We start from the raw sequence: 17119 nt of genomic DNA, 5'->3' as shown, positions 1-17119 counted from the left end.
CTCCGGCCTATCCGGTTGCGGCGCGGGCACCGTACCGTTGACGGCATGACGAGCCTCGGCGACACGGACCTGGTCGACTGGAATCTGGCGGTCTCCACCGCGGCCCGCATCGCGCGGCCGGGACCGGAGGTCAGCCGCGACGAGGCGCGGGCCGTCGTCGCCGAGCTGCGCCGCCACGCCATCGCCTCGGAGCACCACGTGCGCGCCTTCACCGGCCTGCGCGCCGCGAACGCGGACACCCCGGTGCTCGTGGTGGACCGCCCTGGCTGGGTGCGCGCCAACGTGGCGGGCTTCCGGCAGGTGCTCCAGCCCCTGATGACGCGGATGCGGCAGCGGCGGGCCGCGACGCCCGGCGGCACCGCGCTCGCGGTCATGGGCAGCAAGGTCACCGGCGTCGAGGTCGGGATGCTGCTGTCGTTCCTCTCCTCCCGGGTGCTCGGCCAGTACGAGACCTTCGCCCCGGCCACGCCCGGGCTCCCCGCCGGGAGCGGCGGACAGGCGCAGGGCGCGGGCCGGCTGCTCCTCGTGGCGCCCAACATCGTCCACGTGGAACGCGAACTCGACGTCCAGCCGCACGACTTCCGGCTGTGGGTGTGCCTGCACGAGGAGACGCACCGGACCCAGTTCACCGCGGTGCCCTGGCTGCGCGACCACCTGGAGAGCGAGATCCAGGCGTTCCTCGGCGAGGCCGACGTCGACCCGGGCACGCTGGTGGAGCGGCTGCGGCAGGCGGTCCAGTCGATGACCGGCCGCGGGCAGCCGCAGGAGGAGGCGGCCCAGGCCGCGGAGGCCGAGGAGGCGGCGGCGCAGCGGGGCGGCGGCATGGGGATCGTCGACCTCGTCCAGACCCCGCGCCAGCGCGAGATCCTGGACCGGCTGACCGCCGTGATGTCCCTGCTCGAGGGGCACGCCGACTACGTGATGGACGGAGTCGGGCCCGAGGTGGTGGGCTCGGTCGCCGAGATCCGCGAGAAGTTCACCCGGCGCCGCCAGACCGGGGCGGGGCGGCTGGACCGGGCGCTGCGGCGGCTGCTCGGCATGGACGCCAAGCTGCGCCAGTACCGGGACGGCGAGCGCTTCGTGCGGGCCGCGGTGGAGAGCGCCGGGATGGACGGCTTCAACCGGGTGTGGACCTCGCCCAACACGCTGCCGACCAAGGAGGAGATCTCCCACCCCGAGCGGTGGGTGGCACGAATGCGGCCCGGTGCCGCGTAGCGGCCAAAACACACCCAAAATCACTCTTACGAGGGACCGTCGCGGCATGCCTGGCGTGCGATGCTCGGGTAACAGACCTTCTCTGTCACCATTTACGCACTCAGCGTGACTCCGCTCCCCGTCCCCGCACGGCCCGAGCCCCGCAGAAAGAAGTGATTCGGATATGGGTCCCCACCCCGCGGTCGCCGCGATACGCCTGGCGGTTCGCCGCGTTCTCCAGGACGTCCTGCGCGATCTCCCCGGCTTGATCTCCGAGCTTCCCGAGCCCACCGGGCCCACCCGGCCCGCCGAGGCCGCCGCGGCATTCGGCGCTCCCGGCCTCCCCGCCGCCCCCGCTTCCCCGCCCCCGGGCCTTCCCGCCCCCTCCGGCTCCCCCGGTTCCCCCGGCTCGTCCGGCCGGACCGCGCCCGCCGCGGCCCCCGTGCCCCCGGCCCCCGCCGCCTGGCCCGCCCCCCAGCCCCCGCCGGGCTCCCAGGTCCCGGCCGCCCGCCCCGGGGGCGCCGGCGCGCCGGACTCCCCGCAGAACGCCCCGCTGGTCCTCGTCGCCTGCTCGGGCGGCGCCGACTCCATGGCGCTCGCCTCCGCCGTCGCCTTCGAGGCCCCGCGGGCCGGGGTCAGGGCCGGGGCCGTCACCGTCGACCACCGCCTCCAGCCGGGCTCGGACGCCCGCGCCCGCGAGGTCGCCGAGCGGCTGCGCGAGCTGGGCCTCGACCCCGTGGACGTCGTCCCCGTCGAGGTGGGCCGCGAGGGCGGCCCCGAGGCCGCGGCCCGCACGGCGCGCTACGCCGCCCTCGACGCCGCGGCCGACCGGCACCGCGCCGTCGCCGTGCTGCTCGGCCACACCAGGGACGATCAGGCCGAGACCGTCCTGCTCGGCCTCGCCAGGGGCTCGGGCACCCGCTCGCTCTCGGGCATGGCCGCCGTCTCCGGCGGCCTGTCCGGCACCCCCGCCGCCGCGCACCGCTACCGCCGCCCCTTCCTCGGCGTCGACCGCCAGACCACGCGCAAGGCCTGCCTGGTGCAGTCGATCCCGGTCTGGGACGACCCGCACAACACCGACCCGGCCTACACCCGCTCCCGGGTCAGGCACGAGGCCCTGCCCGTGCTGGAGAAGGCGCTCGGCAGGGGCGTGGTGGACGCGCTCGCCCGCACCGCCCAGCTCTCCAGGGACGACGCCGACGCCCTCGACGCCTGGGCCACCGAGGCGCAGCGGGCCGCCACCCGCCCGGACGGCACCCTCGACATCGCCGCGCTGCACCGGCTGCCGCCCGCCGTGCGGCGCCGGGTGCTGCGCCGGGCCGCCATCGCCGCGGGCGCCCCGGCGGGCTCGCTGTTCGCCCGGCACATCGAGGAGACGGACCGCCTGATCACCGCCTGGCGGGGGCAGCGGCCGCTCAACCTGCCCGGCCGCGTGGAGGCCAGCAGGCAGGGTGGCAGACTGTTCCTCCAGCAGGCGAACGGTTGAGGCCAGTACGGAGCAGTGGCGCGGGTGCGAGAGAAGGACCTGGGAGCCGACCTCGAGTCGGTGCTCATCACCAAGGAAGAGATCGACGCCAAGCTCGCCGAGCTTGCCGTGAAGATCGACGCGGAGTACGCGGGCAAGGACCTTCTCCTGGTGGGGGTGCTCAAGGGCGCGGTGATGGTCATGGCGGACCTCGCGCGTGCCCTGTCCTCGCGGGTGACGATGGACTGGATGGCGGTGTCCTCCTACGGCGAGGGCACCCAGTCCTCCGGCGTGGTGCGCATCCTCAAGGACCTGGACGCGGACATCAAGGGGCGGCACGTCCTGATCGTCGAGGACATCATCGACTCCGGCCTGACGCTCTCCTGGCTGCTGTCGAACCTCGGCTCCCGCGAGCCCGCCTCGCTGCGGGTGTGCACGCTGCTGCGCAAGCCGGACGCCGCCAAGGTGGACATCGAGGTCGAGTGGGTGGGCTTCGACATTCCGAACGAGTTCGTCGTCGGCTACGGCCTCGACTACGCGGAGAAGTACCGCAATCTGCCCTTCGTCGGTACGCTCGCCCCGCACGTCTATAGCGGATAGCCGGGAACACGGGCCGATCCCCTACCGTTGGAGATGACAAGGACACCGCGCGCACAGCAGATCCCGACCGGGGGCTGTGCCTGGATGTGGCAGGAGGGACGGGGCGCGCCGCCCCGTATGGATAGACGTGAAGCGCTATTTCCGTGGGCCAGTGATGTGGATCGTGCTGGCCGTCCTCGCCGTGATTCTGCTGATGCAGGTGTTCAGCTCCTCCGAGGGCTACAAGCACGTGGACACCGGCGAGGTCGTACAGGCGATCAGCCAGAACCATGTCAGGTCGGCCGAGCTCACCACCGGCGATGAGCAGACCATCAGGGTCGAGCTCAAGGACGGCCAGGAGATCGACGGCAGCAGCAAGGTCCAGGCGGACTACATCGACGGGCAGGGCGAGGACATCGCCAACATGCTGCAGTCGAAGTTCCAGGACGACCAGCTGAAGGACGGTTACACCGTCTCGCCGAAGTCGCAGAACCCGTTCGTCGGGATGCTGCTCTCGATCCTGCCCTTCCTGGTGATCATCATCGTCTTCCTGTTCCTGATGAACCAGATGCAGGGCGGCGGCTCCCGGGTGATGAACTTCGGGAAGTCGAAGGCGAAGCTCATCACCAAGGACACGCCGAAGACCACCTTCGCCGACGTGGCCGGCTCGGACGAGGCGGTGGAGGAACTCCAGGAGATCAAGGAGTTCCTTCAGGAGCCCGCGAAGTTCCAGGCCGTCGGCGCCAAGATCCCCAAGGGCGTGCTGCTGTACGGCCCGCCGGGGACCGGCAAGACGCTGCTCGCCCGCGCGGTCGCGGGGGAGGCGGGCGTCCCGTTCTACTCGATCTCCGGCTCCGACTTCGTCGAGATGTTCGTCGGCGTCGGCGCCTCCCGGGTCCGCGACCTGTTCGAGCAGGCCAAGGCCAACGCGCCCGCGATCGTCTTCGTCGACGAGATCGACGCGGTCGGCCGCCACCGCGGCGCCGGCATGGGCGGCGGGCACGACGAGCGCGAGCAGACGCTGAACCAGCTGCTCGTCGAGATGGACGGCTTCGACGTCAAGGGCGGCGTGATCCTCATCGCGGCGACCAACCGCCCCGACATCCTCGACCCGGCGCTGCTGCGCCCGGGGCGCTTCGACCGGCAGATCGCGGTGGACCGCCCCGACATGCAGGGCCGGCTGGAGATCCTCAAGGTCCACCAGAAGGGCAAGCCGGTCGCGCCCGACGTCGACCTGGCGGCCGTGGCCAGGCGCACCCCCGGCTTCACCGGCGCCGACCTGAGCAACGTCCTGAACGAGGCGGCCCTGCTCGCCGCCCGGGGCAACGCCAAGCTGATCGACAACAAGTTCCTCGACGAGGCGATCGACCGCGTCGTGGCCGGTCCGCAGAAGCGCACCCGGATCATGAGCCAGAAGGAGAAGATCATCACCGCGTACCACGAGGGCGGGCACGCCCTGGTCGCGGCGGCCTCTCCGAACAGCGACCCGGTGCACAAGGTGACGATCCTCTCCCGCGGCCGGGCCCTCGGCTACACGATGGTGCTGCCCGAGGAGGACAAGTACTCCACGACGCGCAACGAGATGCTCGACCGGCTCGCCTACATGATGGGCGGCCGCGCGGCCGAGGAGCTGGTCTTCCACGACCCGACGACGGGTGCGGGCGACGACATCGAGAAGGCCACGAACACGGCCAGGGCGATGGTCACCCAGTACGGCATGACGGAGCGGCTCGGCGCGATCAAGTTCGGCTCCGACAGCTCCGAGCCGTTCCTCGGCAAGGAGATGGGCCACCAGCGCGACTACTCGGAAGAGGTCGCGGGGCTCGTGGACGACGAGGTGAAGAAGCTCATCGAGGCCGCGCACAACGAGGCCTGGGAGATCCTGGTGGAAAACCGGGACGTCCTGGACAACCTGGTGCTCGCCCTCCTGGAGAAGGAGACCCTCAACAAGGAGGAGCTCGCCGAGATCTTCGCCGGGGTCGTCAAGCGGCCGAGCCGCCCGGCCTGGACCGGCTCCGCCCGCCGCACCCCCTCCACCCGGCCGCCGGTGAGCTTCCCCACCAAGGAGATCAACCTGGCCAACGGCACCCTGGAGCACGCGGTGCCGGTGGAGGACGGCCGCACCGAGGACTGACCGGCCCGCCTCAGGAATCACCCGCCGCGCCTCTCACGTTATGGTGAGGGGCGCGGCCGTATGTGCGAATGGGCGCGCCGGACGAGAAGCGAGGTGCCCATGACTGACCCAGTGACGCTTGGCGAGCGGGACTCGCTGCGCGGCGCGATCGGCGAGTTCGACGAGAAGCGCGCCGAGGCGGCCGTTCGCGAGCTGCTGCTCGCGGTGGGCGAGGACCCGGACCGGGAGGGGCTGCGCGACACCCCGGCGCGGGTGGCGCGGGCGTACCGGGAGATATTCGCCGGTCTGTGGCAACAGCCGGAGGACGTGCTGACCACGACCTTCGACCTGGGGCACGACGAGATGGTGCTGGTGAAGGACATCGAGGTGATGTCCTCCTGCGAGCACCACCTGGTGCCGTTCGTCGGCAGTGCCCACATCGGCTACATCCCCTCCACCAGCGGCAAGATCACCGGGCTCTCGAAGCTGGCGCGGCTGGTCGACGTGTTCGCGCGCCGGCCGCAGGTGCAGGAGCGGCTGACCACGCAGATCGCCGATTCGCTGATGCGCATCCTGGAGCCTCGCGGGGTCATCGTCGTCGTGGAGTGCGAGCACATGTGCATGACGATGCGCGGGGTGCGGAAGCCGGGCGCCAAGACCACGACCTCCGCCGTGCGCGGTCAGCTCAGGGACCCCGCCACCAGGGCGGAGGCGATGAGCCTCATCCTCGCTCGCTAGTCTCCTCGCGCGCCCTGCGCTGCCCCGCGACCTTGCCGGTGCCGAAGAAGTCGAAGCCGCCGGTGCGTTGCGGCGCGGCGGGCAGCCCGCGTGGCCGCTGCCCCTCGGGCAGCGCCTCGGGCCGCGGGCGGACGTAGGGCTCGCTCTCGCGGTAGGCCGAGGCGGCCTCGGCCTCGCGCTGCCTGGCGGCGTTGCGCGAGAGCCGGTTGAGCGCCTCGTACGCCTGGAGGTAGGTGAGGGGGGTCGGGGCGCCGTTCGCCGCGCGGTGGTCGGTGGCCCTGGCGGGCAGCGCCTTGGCGGGTTCCGCCGCCTCGATGGCCAGCCGGCGGCGGCCCTCCAGGGCCTTGGCCCGCTCGCTCTCGGCCGTGGCGTAGCGGCGCAGCAGGTCGGCGTGCTCGGAGCGGAGCCGGCCGAGGTCGGCGCGCTTGCCCCTTATCTTCTCCTCCAGGGCGGCGACCAGCTCCTGGGCCTCCTCAAGCTCGGCCTGTCTCTCCTCGACCTGCCAGCTCATCCCCGCCTTGGCGGCCCGCTCCCGGGCCACCTGCCGGCCCGCCTCCAGGTCCCAGCGCCGCAGCAGGGCCGCGCCGGCCACCGCGGCGAACGCGGCCACCGCGACCAGGACGCGCGGCACCAGGGCGTCCCGGTCGCCCGGCTCGCCGCCCACCAGCCAGGCCCCCGCCGCGCACAGCAGCGCCGAGCCGCCGAGGGCGGCCGGGATCAGCACTCGGTGCAGTGCCGCGTTACGGTGACGTCCACGTGCCATGGGCGAAACCTACCGTGACGCCGCGGCTGCGCGGGAGGGTACCCGGCGGTTGTTCCCTGGTGGTTATGTACCGGTCGGTGAGGGGCGCCGACGGTGCCGGCGCGGGGGCGCCGGGAGCCGGTGGGGACCGGTGCGGGCCGGGCTCAGCCGCCGATCAGGCCGTGCTCCTCCAGGTAGTCGTGGGCCACGTCCTCGGGCTTGAGGCGCTCGGAGTCGACCTGCCGGTTGAGCTGGATCAGGTCCTCGGTGGTGAGGGTCTCGGTGAGGCCGTTGAGCGCGGTGGCGATCTCCTCGTCGCCCGCGCTCTCGGTGTTGAGGACGGGGACGAGGTTGTCGGCGAGCTGCAGGTGACGGTCGTCCTCGAGGAGCACCAGGCCGAAGTCCTCCAGGGTGGCGTCGGTGGTGGTCACCAGGACCATGTCGTCCTCGCCGCGCTCGACGGCGCGCTTGGCCTGGACGGTGCCCACGCCCTTGGGGTCGATCTCGGTGACCTCGATGCCGTAGGTGTCCTCAAGGCCGGGCTCGCAGAACGGCCGTTCCGGGCATTCGTCGCCGGCGGCCAGCCGCACCGGCACGCCGGCCTCGCCGAGGTCGGAGAGCGTCCTGAGGTCGTGCTCCGCCGCGAAGTCCTCGGTGACGGCGAAGGCGTTCTGGTCCACGGCGTCCCCGGCGTCCAGCACGGTCAGGCCCCTCGGCTCGGCGAGCTCCCGCAGGGCGGCGAGGGTGTCGGCTATGTCGGGGGAGGCGACCGGCTCCGCGTCGGCGCCGTTGACCTGGGCGTTGAGGAACTCGGCCAGGGTGGCGGCGTACTCGGGGACGATGTCGATGTTGCCGTCCTCCAGGTCGGGCTCGTAGAGCTCGCGGTTCTGCACGGTGGTGACCGTCGTGTCGTAGCCGGCCTCGTCGAGGACCTGGGCGTACAGCTCGGCCATCACCGTCGACTCGGTGAAGCTGGCGGCGCCGATGGTCAGCGAGCCCCCGGCGGGCTCCTCCGAGCCGCTGCCGCCGCCGCTGGAGCCGCCGCTGTCCTGTTCCTCCAGGCTGTCCCCGCCGCAGGCGGCCAGGGTCAGGGCGAGGGTGGCGACGCTGCCGAAGGCGAGGAGGGCGCGGCCGAGGCCACCGGGCGCCCTTCCGGTGCTTCCGGTGCTTCCGCTCGGACGGGGCGAGTCGGTGGCGGACGTGTCAGTGGTGGTCACTGGGTGCTCCCTGTGAGGGGTCGGGTGGGTCGGGGCCGGCCGGTGGGCGGCTCGTGGGGCGCCTCGCCGGCCGGCGCGGGCGCGGCCTCGCGGACCCGGTGCCTGCGGCCCGGGTCGAGGAGCCGCTGGGCCAGCGCGAGCACGCCCTCGACGGCGAGGGCGAGCAGCGCGACGAGCACGGCGCCGGCCACCACCTGCGGGGTGCGGTAGGTGCGGAAGCCCGCGGTGATGATGCGGCCGAGGCCGCCGCCGCCCGGCAGGGCGGCCAGCGTGGCGGTGGCGACGATCTGCACGGCCGCCGTGCGCACGCCGGTCATGATCAGCGGGAAGGCGAGGGGGATCTCGACCCGGCCGAGGACCTGCAGGTGGGACATGCCCATGCCCTTTGCGGCCTGGACGACGCTCGGGTCGGCCTGGGAGATGCCGACGTAGGCGTTGGTGAGCAGCGGCGGCACCGCGAAGAGGATGAGGGCGATGACGGTCGGCAGGTCGCCGTGGGTGCCGAGCGGGCCGAGGGTGAGCAGCACCAGCACGGCGAAGGTGGGCACCGCGCGCCCGGCGTTGGAGATGTTGATCGCCAGCGCGCCGCCGAACCGCCGCCCGCCGCCGTGCCCCAGCCACAGGGCGAGCGGCAGGGCGATGGCGCAGGACAGCACGAGGCAGACCGCGGTCAGGTAGAGGTGCTCGTTGAGCCGGTGCGCGGCCCCGCCGCTGCCCGACCAGTTGTCCGCGGTGGTCAGCCAGGACCAGGCGTCGGGGATGACGCTCAGGTTCATCTCAGGCCACCTCCTCGGCGCGGGGTGCCGGGGCCGGGCCCGGGCGCCGCCTGGTGCGCCGCCCGCCGCCACCGGCTCTGGCCCACGGGGTCAGGAGCCGCTGCACGAGGAGCAGCAGCAGGTCGGCGGCGACGGCGAGGGCCACGCAGAGCACCGAGGCGGTGAGGACCTGGGCCTTGAAGTAGCTGTCGAGGCTGCTGTAGATGAGGTTGCCGAGGCCGCCGTGGCCGACGATCGCGCCCACGGTGGTGAGCGAGACGGCGGAGACGGTGGCGATCCGCACCCCGGCCATCACGGCGGGCAGGGCGAGGGGCAGTTCGACGGCGAACAGCAGCCTGGCCGGGCCGTAGCCCAGGCCCCTGGCCGCCTCGCGGGCCTCCTCGGGCACGGCCTGGAGCCCGGCGAGCATGTTGCGCACGAGGACGGTGAGCGAGTAGAGGACGAGGCCGGTGACGACGATGGATGCCGAGATGCCGAAGACCGGCAGCAGCAGCGCGTACATCGCCAGCGAGGGGATCGTGTAGAGGACGGTCGTCAGGCTGAGGATGCCGCCGGCCGCGATCCGCCAGCGCCGGGCCAGCAGCGCGAGGGGGAAGGCGACGAGGATCGCCAGGCCGACGGCGCTGAGGGTGATGACGATGTGCTCGACGGTCGCGTCGGTCAGCTCTTCGCTCCGGCTGCGCAGGTATTCGCCGCAGATCCAGTCGTTGGCCGCCAGACAGTTCCGGGCGTGCGCACTCATGCTCCAGCACCCTAGCCGTTAAAGCTGACAGAATGATGAACATGTTGCGGTTCGAGCACGTGTCCAAGCGCTACCCCGATGGCACCGTCGCCGTGGACGACCTCGACCTGGAGGTTCGCGAAGGCGAACTCGTCACGCTGGTCGGTCCCTCGGGCTGTGGCAAGACCACCACCATGCGCATGGTCAACCGGCTGGAGGAGCCCACCTCGGGGCGCATCCTGCTGGAAGGCAAGGACGTGGCCACCTGGGACCCGGTGAAGTTGCGCCGCCGCATGGGCTACGTCATCCAGCAGGTCGGCCTCTTCCCGCACCGCACCGTGCTGGACAACACCGCGACCGTCCCCCACCTGCTCGGCTGGCGCCGCGCCGACGCGCGCCGGCGGGCCGCCGAACTCCTCGAACTGGTCGGCCTCGACCCCAAGGTGTACGGCGGCCGCTACCCCGAGCAGCTCTCCGGCGGCCAGCGGCAGCGGGTCGGGGTGGCCAGGGCGCTGGCCGCCGACCCGCCCGTGCTGCTGATGGACGAGCCCTTCGGCGCGGTGGACCCGGTGGTGCGCGAGCGGCTGCAGAGCGAGTTCCTGCGGCTCCAGGCCGAGGTGCGCAAGACGGTGCTCTTCGTCACCCACGACATGGAGGAGGCCGTCCGGCTCGGCGACCGCATCGCCGTCTACGGGCAGGGCAGGATCGAGCAGTTCGACACGCCGGCGGCCGTGCTGGGCGCGCCGGCCAACGCGTACGTGGCCTCCTTCGTCGGCAGCGACCGCGGGCTGAAGCGCCTGTCGGTGACGCCGGTGGAGAAGGGCGACCTGGAACAGCCGCCGGTGGTGCACCTCGCGGACCCGATGGCGCTGGCCGCCTCGCGGATGCGGGAGGACGGCGTGCGCTGGGCCGTCGTCCTCGACGAGCGGGACGCGCTGCACGGCTGGGTGCCGATACCGGAGAGCGGCCGGGAACTGCCGGGCAGCGTCGCCGCGCATGCCAAGCGGATGGATGCCTGGCTGCCGCTCGGCGCCTCGCTCAAGCAGGCGTTCAGCACGATGCTGCAGTACGACGCGGGCTGGATCGCCGTCCTCGACCCGGGGGAACGCGACCGCTTCCTCGGGGTGCTCACGCCGGCCAGCCTGCACGAGGCGCTGCGCAGGTCGATCGACGCCGACGCCAGGGATGTGGAACGGGCGGCCGTGAAGCTGGAGATCGCCGGCATGTGAGCCCTGGGGGCGGGCCGGGGCGCGGCCTCCCGGGGCCGGCGTCCCGGGCCCCGTCGTCCGGGGAGCCGGGTCATATCGGGGAGCCTATGGGCCCGTTGCGGTTGCCCCGGCCCTCGTCGTCCCCGTCGGGGAGCCGGCAGACCCGTTCCAGGAAGAGGGCCGCGGCGATTACCCCGAGTGAGGCCACGACGGCCAGGAGCGCGTACAGGGCCTGGTCCCTGCGGTTGGGGACGTCCCACTCGTGGAGCGCGAGGTACAGGCCGAAGCCGCCGTACAGGCCGCAGGCGAGCGCCGAAACCAGGGCGCTGGCCTGCCCGAAGACGACCGCGCGGGCCGCCATCAGCCGGTCCACCGGCTTCGCGTCGGGGCGCCGCTCGCGCCAGGCGCGCAGCCGGGAGCGCAGGGAGAGCGCGGTGACGAGCAGGACGACCGCGATGAGGCCGAGGATGACGGGCGCGAGCAGCGGCACCGCGGGCAGCGTCCGGTCGAGCGACTCCCACAGCCCCGCCACCGCCCAGGCCAGGGCGAAGGCCACGACGCACAGTCCGGCCAGTGTCCTGATCCGCAGCTGATTCACCGCTGTTCGCGCCCCTCTTCCTGCGAGTTTCCCTGCGAGTTTTCCTGCGAGTCTTCCTGCGAGTTCCCGCGCACGGTCCGGTGCGGAGTTCCGTATGGGGTGCCATACGGGGTGCCGTAGGCGTTGCCGTCCGTGCCGTGCGTGGTGCCTGGTGTGCCGTCTGTCGGGTGGTGCATGGTGCCTGTGCCGTTCTCTCAGGGGGCCGCGGTCGTGCCGGGGCCGCCGCCCCTGCCCGGTGCCGCCCCGGTGGGGCCGGTCACTCCGGCAGGATCAGCGTCAGGTCCGCGCGGCGGGTGACCCCCTGTGCGGCCAGGTCCGCCAGCAGCTCAGCGACCGGGCCGCGGCCGGGAACCTCGGCGCCCGGCTCGACATCGTGCCACGGGACCAGGACGAAGGCCCGCTCGTGCGCCCGGGGATGGGGCAGCGTGAGCGCCGGGTCGTCGGAGACGACCCCCTGATAGGCCACGATGTCCACGTCGATGGTGCGCGGCCCCCAGCGGGTGTCCCGCGTGCGCTCGAACGCCTCCTCGATGGCGTGGGCGCGTTCCAGCAGGGAGGAGGGCGGCAGCGTCGTCTTGACCACCACCACCGCGTTGAAATAGGAGGGCTGGCTGCCCTCGGGTACGCCCCAGGGCGCGGTCTCGTACACCGGCGAGACCTTCTTCACGCGCAGGCCCGGGGTCTCCTCCAGGGCGTCGACGGCGCCCTGGAGCGTCTCCAGGCGGTTGCCCAGGTTGCTGCCGAGGGAGAGGACGGCGCGTTTCGGGTTGTGCAACGTGGCGTCCGCCGCGTCCACCTGGCGGACGACGGATGCGGGCACCGGCTGGACGGTGGGATCGGGGGATGACGCGGCATTCATGGGGGTCATGCTCGGCTCCGCTTGATGGTGATGGTCACGTCGGCGAAGGGCACCGAAATGGGCGCCTGCGGCTTGTGCACGGTGACGATCGCCTCGTGCACCGCCTCGTGGCTCAGGCACTGGTCGGCGATGCGCTGGGCGAGCGTCTCCAGCAGGTCGCACGGCTCGCCGGTGACGACGGCGGTGACCTGCTCGGCCACCAGGCCGTAGTCGACCGTCCGCGCGAGGTCGTCGTGGGCCGCCGCCGCCCTGGTGTCGACGCCGAGGTCCACGTCGACCACGAACGGCTGGCCCTCGGCGCGCTCCCGCGGCAGGACTCCGTGAAAGCCCTTGGCTCGCAGTCCGCGCAGCGCGATCCGGTCCACGGCGCTCACTTCCCTTCGTCTCTGTCCTGCGTCTGGTCCCGGCCTTGCCGGGATCTTCGGGTTCTCTGTGCTCGGGGTTTCGCTGATTTGCTGCGCGTTGCCCGTTTTCGCGGCTCTGGGTCACTTACCCACGGTCACGCTCGGGGTCACGTTCGGCCGCGGCCCGTTGGGGGGTTCGTCCGCGGGACGAAGGGGCTCGCCGGCGGAGTTCGTCTCCGCACGCCGGTTGACGTCCGTTCGCTGCTTTCTGCTCGCTGTCTGGTCGGTGTGTGCTCGCTGTCTGCTCGGTGGCCAGGCGCTTTCGATCGCTGTCTGGTCGGTGTTTGGTCGCTGTCCGGTCGGCGGGGGTCGTCGCGTGGTCGTGGGCCGGCCGGACCCGGGGTGCCGGCTCCCGCCCGGGGCATTCGAATCTACCTGCGAAGCCCGGCCCTGCGGGGACAGCGCCACCCGCCCCGGCGTTGTTCCCCTCGCCCCGGCGGGGCCGGGGTGTGGCCCCTACTCTGGTGCCATGACCCTCTCGCACGGCCAGGTGACAGGACTCCCGGGGTGGGACCGCTGCGCGGTGATGGGGGTGGTCAACGTCACACCCGACTCGTTTTCCGACGGCGGCCGGTGGTTCGACCCGGAGGCCGCGATCAAACATGGCCTCGACCTGGTCGCCCAGGGCGCCGATCTGATCGATGTCGGAGGCGAATCGACGCGGCCCGGCGCGACCCGGGTGGACGAGGCGGAGGAGCTGCGCCGGGTGATCCCGGTCGTGCGGGAGCTGGCCGCCGAGGGCGTCCTGGTGAGCGTGGACACGATGCGCGCCTCGGTGGCCGAGCGGTCGGTGGCCATGGGCGCCCGGCTGGTGAACGACGTCAGCGGCGGCCGTGCCGACGGGCGGATGGTGCCCACGGTGGCCGAGGCGCGGGTGCCCTTCGTGGTGATGCACTGGCGCGGGCAGAGCATCGACATGAACGAGCGGGCCGGCTATGCGGACGTCGTCGGCGAGGTGATCGACGAGCTGCGGCGCAGCCTGGACGCGGCGGTGGCCGGCGGCATCGCGGCGGACCGCATCATCGCCGACCCCGGCCTCGGCTTCGCCAAACGGGCCGAGCACGACCTGGCGCTGGTGGCCGCGGCGGCGCGGCTGCGCGCGGAACTGGGCAGGCCGCTGCTGATCGCCGCCTCGCGCAAGCGGTTCCTCGGCCGGGTGCTCGCCGGCCCGGGCGGCAGCCCCCCGCCCGCCCGCGAGCGCGACGCGGCCACGGCCGCGGTCACGGCCCTGGCCGCCGCGGCCGGCGCCTGGGCGGTGCGGGTGCACGAGGTGCGGGCCAGCGCCGACGCGGTCCGGGTGGCCGAGGCCGTCGCCGCGGCCGGGGCAGAGCCGCGATGAGCACGCCGGCCTCCGACTCCGAGGCGGTGGCCGCCGCCAACGCCGCGCTGTACGAGGCGCTCGAACGCGGCGACCTGGACGCGGTGGCGGAGCGGTGGCTGGACGAGGACATCAGCGTCGTCCACCCGGGGTGGCCGGTCATCAGCGGGCGCGGCGAGGTGATGCGCTCCTACGCGCTGATCATGGCCAACACCGAGTACATCCAGTTCTTCCTGACCGACGTGGAGGTCTCGGTGGCGGGGGACACCGCCCTGGTCACCTGCACCGAGAACATCCTCAGCGGCGGCCCGGCCGAGGCGGACGGCTCCACGGGGCCGCTGGTCGGCGGGCTCGTCGTGGCGACCAACCTGTTCCGCCGCACCGCGGAGGGCGCCTGGAAGCTGTGGTCGCACCACGGTTCGCCGGTGCTCGTCGAGCGTGAGGAGGGCGAGGACGGCGGGATGGGCGAGGAGAACGAGGGCCCGGGGAACGGGGAGGGCGAGGGCGGCGGCCTGACCGAGATCGGCTGAGGACCCCCCTGCGAACGCGTGTTGCCTCGGCGTTGACCGGCGAGATACGGTCATTCTCTGGTTCGACACATAATCCACGTGGCAGGGGGAACTCCGCGTGCTGGCGGAAGATCACGCGTCGCAGAAGGCGCTGGACGAGGGGCCGGAGCCCGAGCTGCCGCGGGAGCTGCGGCCGCCGTCGCGCTACCGGATGCTCACGCCGACCGACTGGTTCCGGATACCGCTGGGTTCCGAGGCCAAGCGCGAGCGCTCGGTCAAGACCCTGGTCGACATGACCTACCCGAACCGCGACCAGGACGCCGCCAAGCGGCACGAGCTGGGCGAGTTGCTGGCGAACGTCGTGGAACAGGCCGCTTCCCGGGAGGGGATCGAGCTCTACCTGTCCACCCAGGGCGTCGGCGCCGTGCCCATCCCGGCGACCCTGCTCGTGTCCTCGGAGCCGGAGGACCCGGAGCACCCGGGCGTGCAGCTTCCGCCGGAGATGCTGGCCGACGGGCTGCGGGACAAGCACGGGGAGGGCGCCGCGGTCTCGGTGGTGCAGCTGCCCTCGGGGCCCGCCGTGCGGTGCCGGCGGACCGAGTTGTCCCCCGATTCCAAGGAACTGGGACAGCCGGAAGAGCGTCCCAATACATTGCTTGACTTCTACCTACCAGTGCCCAACACGGGGGCCTGGCTGCTGCTGACGTTCAGTACACCGATACCGGAGCTGGCGGACGCGCTGGTGGATATGTTCGACGCCATCGCGGGATCGCTGCGGTGGTCGTAGCACCGTAGGAGCTGAGAAATGGGTCACGACATAGAAGTAACCCCCTCGGAAGTGACCGAGCTGGGGGCACAACTACGTTTCGTGGCGGCCGAGTTCGAGGACTCCGAGGACCTGGCCTCGGACTACGCGGACGAGGTGGGCAACGACCATCTGGCGCACGAGGTACGCGAGTTCGCGGAGAACTGGCACCACAAGCGGCGGGCGCTGATGGACACGCTGAAGGCCTTCGCCGACAAGGCGAAGGAGGCCGGCGAGGCATTCGACGGCATTGAGGACCAACTGGTGGCTTCGCTCGAAGGGAACGGCTGATGGCGGGGAGGCCGGCCGACTGGAGTCCACTGACCGAGGACGGCAGGGACCCGATTCCGGGGGACTGGGAGCTCGTGCGGGAGGCGGCGGCGCGCTACCGCCGCACGGCGGACGCGATCGAGCGGGCCAAGACCCTGCTGGGCAACGTGACGAACGCGAGCAACGGCTGGCGCGGCGAGTCGGGTGACGCCTTCCGGGAGAAGGCCACCGAGCTCTCCGACAACGTCTTCAAGGCGTGGGGCCGCTACGACGCGACGGCCAACGCCCTGGCAGGGTACTGGCCGACCTTCGAGGAGGCCCAGGAGCAGAGCCTGGACCTGCGCACCCAGGCGCTGAGCGTGCAGGACGACATCCAGGTCTACACGCACCGGGTGCACTCGATCGACACCGAGGGCGGCACCGACGAGGAGAACGAGCAGGCCCAGAGCGACCTCGACGAGGCGCAGGGCCACCTCAACGACGCCCAGGCCCGGCTGAACGGGCTGCGCAACCAGCTGCACAACCTCATCACGATGAAGGACGACGCCGCCGACGCCGCGGCCAACGCGATCGGCGACTTCATCGGGGACGACGGCCTCAAGGACGGCTGGAGCGACCGCTTCAAGACCTTCTTCGACGGCCTCAAGAACATCCTCATCGCGATCGGGGAATGGGCGAGCAAGATCGCGGCCATCGCGGGTGTCCTCGCCTTGCTCGTGGGCTGGATACCCGTCATCGGGCAGGCGCTCGCGGCCGTGCTCGGCACCATCGCCCTCATCGCCAGCTGCTTCTCGCTGCTCGGCAACATCCTCAAGGGCGACTGGCTGGGCGCGGCGCTCGACCTGGTCGGCATCGTCACCTTCGGCATCGGCCGCGCCGTCACCCCGGCGCTGCGGGCGGCGGGCCAGTCCTCGCGCTTCGCGGCGTTCCGCAGCCTGCGCGGCATGATGCAGTTCGGCAACCGGGCCGCGCGTACCGCCAGGGCCGAGGGCATCATCGGCAGCACGGCCGGCCGCCTGCACGGCGCCAACGTCATCGCCAGCCGGTTCAGCAACCCCTCCGGGATCATGGGCTGGGGCCGCGCCGCGTTCGGGCCGCGGGGAATCGCCAGCGAGTTCGGCGAGGGCATGCGGACCATCTTCAGCGGCAGCGCCTGGCGGCAGGCCGGCGTCGAGGGCCTGGCCGGGCTCAGGAACATCCCGAACGCCTTCCGCACGGCGGGCGTCGGCGGTGCCCTGCACGCGGGCGCGCACTCGGTGTTCGCCAACCCGGGCGCGGCGGCCGACGCCCTCTCGCTGGGCCGGGCCGCCCAGAACGGCGCCCAGATCAGCGGCTTCGCCGGGGCCAGCGGCGCGTTCCTCGGGGCGGGCGGCGCCGGTGCGGCCTCCGGGCTCGGCGGCCTCATCTTCAAGGACGGCGTCGGCTCGCTCGTCGACTGGAACGGCATCTCGCTCGGCGGCGACAACCCGCTCCCGGGCGACGCCGCGGGCGTCGGCGACTTCACCTACCGGCCCGAGGAGGCCGCCGTCCAGTGAGCGCCGCGGTGCCCGGGGCCGGCCGCCGGCCCCGGGCACGGGCGCGCCGGTGACACAACAGACGCCAC

At 72.6% G+C, this 17119-nt stretch carries 18 protein-coding genes; 11 read left to right on the top strand and 7 right to left on the bottom strand.

The genetic code is table 11. The features are described from left to right. Positions 1-45: 45 nt before the first annotated feature. The 5 genes from D7294_RS10590 to folE all read left to right on the top strand — a co-directional run bounded on the left by D7294_RS10590 (position 46) and on the right by folE (position 6089). Positions 46-1215: a zinc-dependent metalloprotease gene (locus tag D7294_RS10590; protein ID WP_120678101.1), complete on the top strand. Its 1170-nt coding sequence runs from the start codon at positions 46-48 to the stop codon at positions 1213-1215. Between the two features lie 163 nt (positions 1216-1378). Continuing rightward, positions 1379-2680: a tRNA lysidine(34) synthetase TilS gene (tilS, locus tag D7294_RS10585; RefSeq protein ID WP_120678098.1), complete on the top strand. Its 1302-nt coding sequence runs from the start codon at positions 1379-1381 to the stop codon at positions 2678-2680. 24 nt (positions 2681-2704) lie between these two features. Then, positions 2705-3259, top strand: coding sequence for a hypoxanthine phosphoribosyltransferase (gene hpt, locus D7294_RS10580; protein ID WP_120678629.1), 555 nt, complete (start codon positions 2705-2707; stop codon positions 3257-3259). A 121-nt stretch (positions 3260-3380) separates the two neighbouring features. Beyond that, positions 3381-5372, top strand: a complete 1992-nt coding sequence (gene ftsH / locus D7294_RS10575) for an ATP-dependent zinc metalloprotease FtsH (protein ID WP_120678627.1) — start codon at positions 3381-3383, stop codon at positions 5370-5372. Between the two features lie 99 nt (positions 5373-5471). Then, on the top strand, positions 5472-6089 hold the full coding sequence (gene folE / locus D7294_RS10570) for a GTP cyclohydrolase I FolE (protein WP_120678095.1): 618 nt from the start codon (positions 5472-5474) through the stop codon (positions 6087-6089). Here folE and D7294_RS10565 read toward each other — a convergent pair. The 4 genes from D7294_RS10565 to D7294_RS10550 form a co-directional block, all read right to left on the bottom strand. After that, on the bottom strand, positions 6073-6852 hold the full coding sequence (locus tag D7294_RS10565; RefSeq protein ID WP_147450812.1) for a hypothetical protein: 780 nt from the start codon (positions 6850-6852) through the stop codon (positions 6073-6075). The two genes, folE and D7294_RS10565, sit on opposite strands and share 17 nt — an antisense overlap. Positions 6853-6995: 143 nt before the next feature. After that, positions 6996-8048: an ABC transporter substrate-binding protein gene (locus tag D7294_RS10560; protein ID WP_120678089.1), complete on the bottom strand. Its 1053-nt coding sequence runs from the start codon at positions 8046-8048 to the stop codon at positions 6996-6998. Next, positions 8045-8818 carry an ABC transporter permease gene (locus D7294_RS10555; RefSeq protein WP_120678625.1) on the bottom strand — a complete coding sequence of 258 codons (774 nt, stop codon included), beginning with the start codon at positions 8816-8818 and terminating at the stop codon, positions 8045-8047. The genes D7294_RS10560 and D7294_RS10555 overlap by 4 nt, the downstream gene beginning before the upstream one ends. A 7-nt stretch (positions 8819-8825) precedes the next feature. After that, positions 8826-9566, bottom strand: coding sequence for an ABC transporter permease (locus tag D7294_RS10550; protein WP_120678086.1), 741 nt, complete (start codon positions 9564-9566; stop codon positions 8826-8828). A gap of 41 nt (positions 9567-9607) precedes the next feature. Here D7294_RS10550 and D7294_RS10545 point away from each other — a divergent pair, with 41 nt between their 5' ends. Further along, positions 9608-10774, top strand: a complete 1167-nt coding sequence (locus tag D7294_RS10545) for an ABC transporter ATP-binding protein (RefSeq protein ID WP_120678083.1) — start codon at positions 9608-9610, stop codon at positions 10772-10774. 70 nt (positions 10775-10844) lie between these two features. On the opposite strand, the gene D7294_RS10540 is transcribed toward D7294_RS10545, so the two are convergent. The 3 genes from D7294_RS10540 to folB form a co-directional block, all read right to left on the bottom strand. Continuing rightward, positions 10845-11351: a DUF3180 domain-containing protein gene (locus D7294_RS10540; RefSeq protein WP_120678080.1), complete on the bottom strand. Its 507-nt coding sequence runs from the start codon at positions 11349-11351 to the stop codon at positions 10845-10847. Positions 11352-11607: 256 nt separating this feature from the next. Then, positions 11608-12219 carry a 2-amino-4-hydroxy-6-hydroxymethyldihydropteridine diphosphokinase gene (gene folK, locus D7294_RS10535; RefSeq protein WP_120678077.1) on the bottom strand — a complete coding sequence of 204 codons (612 nt, stop codon included), beginning with the start codon at positions 12217-12219 and terminating at the stop codon, positions 11608-11610. Next, positions 12216-12575: a dihydroneopterin aldolase gene (gene folB, locus D7294_RS10530; RefSeq protein WP_120678075.1), complete on the bottom strand. Its 360-nt coding sequence runs from the start codon at positions 12573-12575 to the stop codon at positions 12216-12218. Before folB ends, folK begins: the two co-directional genes overlap by 4 nt. A gap of 508 nt (positions 12576-13083) precedes the next feature. Between folB and folP the strand changes: the two genes are divergently transcribed. The 5 genes from folP (at position 13084) to D7294_RS10505 (ending at position 17051) form a co-directional block, all read left to right on the top strand. After that, a complete protein-coding gene (gene folP, locus D7294_RS10525) occupies positions 13084-13953 on the top strand; it encodes a dihydropteroate synthase (RefSeq protein WP_174248321.1) in 870 nt (289 codons plus the stop codon). Further along, entirely contained in the window at positions 13950-14462 is a 513-nt protein-coding gene (locus tag D7294_RS10520) for a nuclear transport factor 2 family protein (protein WP_120678072.1), read from the top strand. Before folP ends, D7294_RS10520 begins: the two co-directional genes overlap by 4 nt. 97 nt (positions 14463-14559) lie before the next feature. After that, positions 14560-15228, top strand: a complete 669-nt coding sequence (locus D7294_RS31885; protein ID WP_158674605.1) for a hypothetical protein — start codon at positions 14560-14562, stop codon at positions 15226-15228. Between the two features lie 51 nt (positions 15229-15279). Beyond that, the gene (locus tag D7294_RS10510; RefSeq protein WP_147450811.1) at positions 15280-15537 is read left to right on the top strand and encodes a hypothetical protein; all 258 of its coding nucleotides are present in this window, start codon (positions 15280-15282) and stop codon (positions 15535-15537) included. Beyond that, positions 15537-17051 carry a WXG100 family type VII secretion target gene (locus D7294_RS10505; protein ID WP_120678066.1) on the top strand — a complete coding sequence of 505 codons (1515 nt, stop codon included), beginning with the start codon at positions 15537-15539 and terminating at the stop codon, positions 17049-17051. The genes D7294_RS10510 and D7294_RS10505 overlap by 1 nt, the downstream gene beginning before the upstream one ends. Positions 17052-17119 lie beyond the last annotated feature (68 nt).

Source organism: Streptomyces hoynatensis (genome assembly GCF_003626535.1).
GTDB classification, from domain to species: Bacteria; Actinomycetota; Actinomycetes; order Streptomycetales; family Streptomycetaceae; genus Streptomyces; species Streptomyces hoynatensis.
The sequence above is the reverse complement of the archived record's forward strand: the minus strand, read 5'-3'. Positions and strand labels throughout refer to the sequence as shown.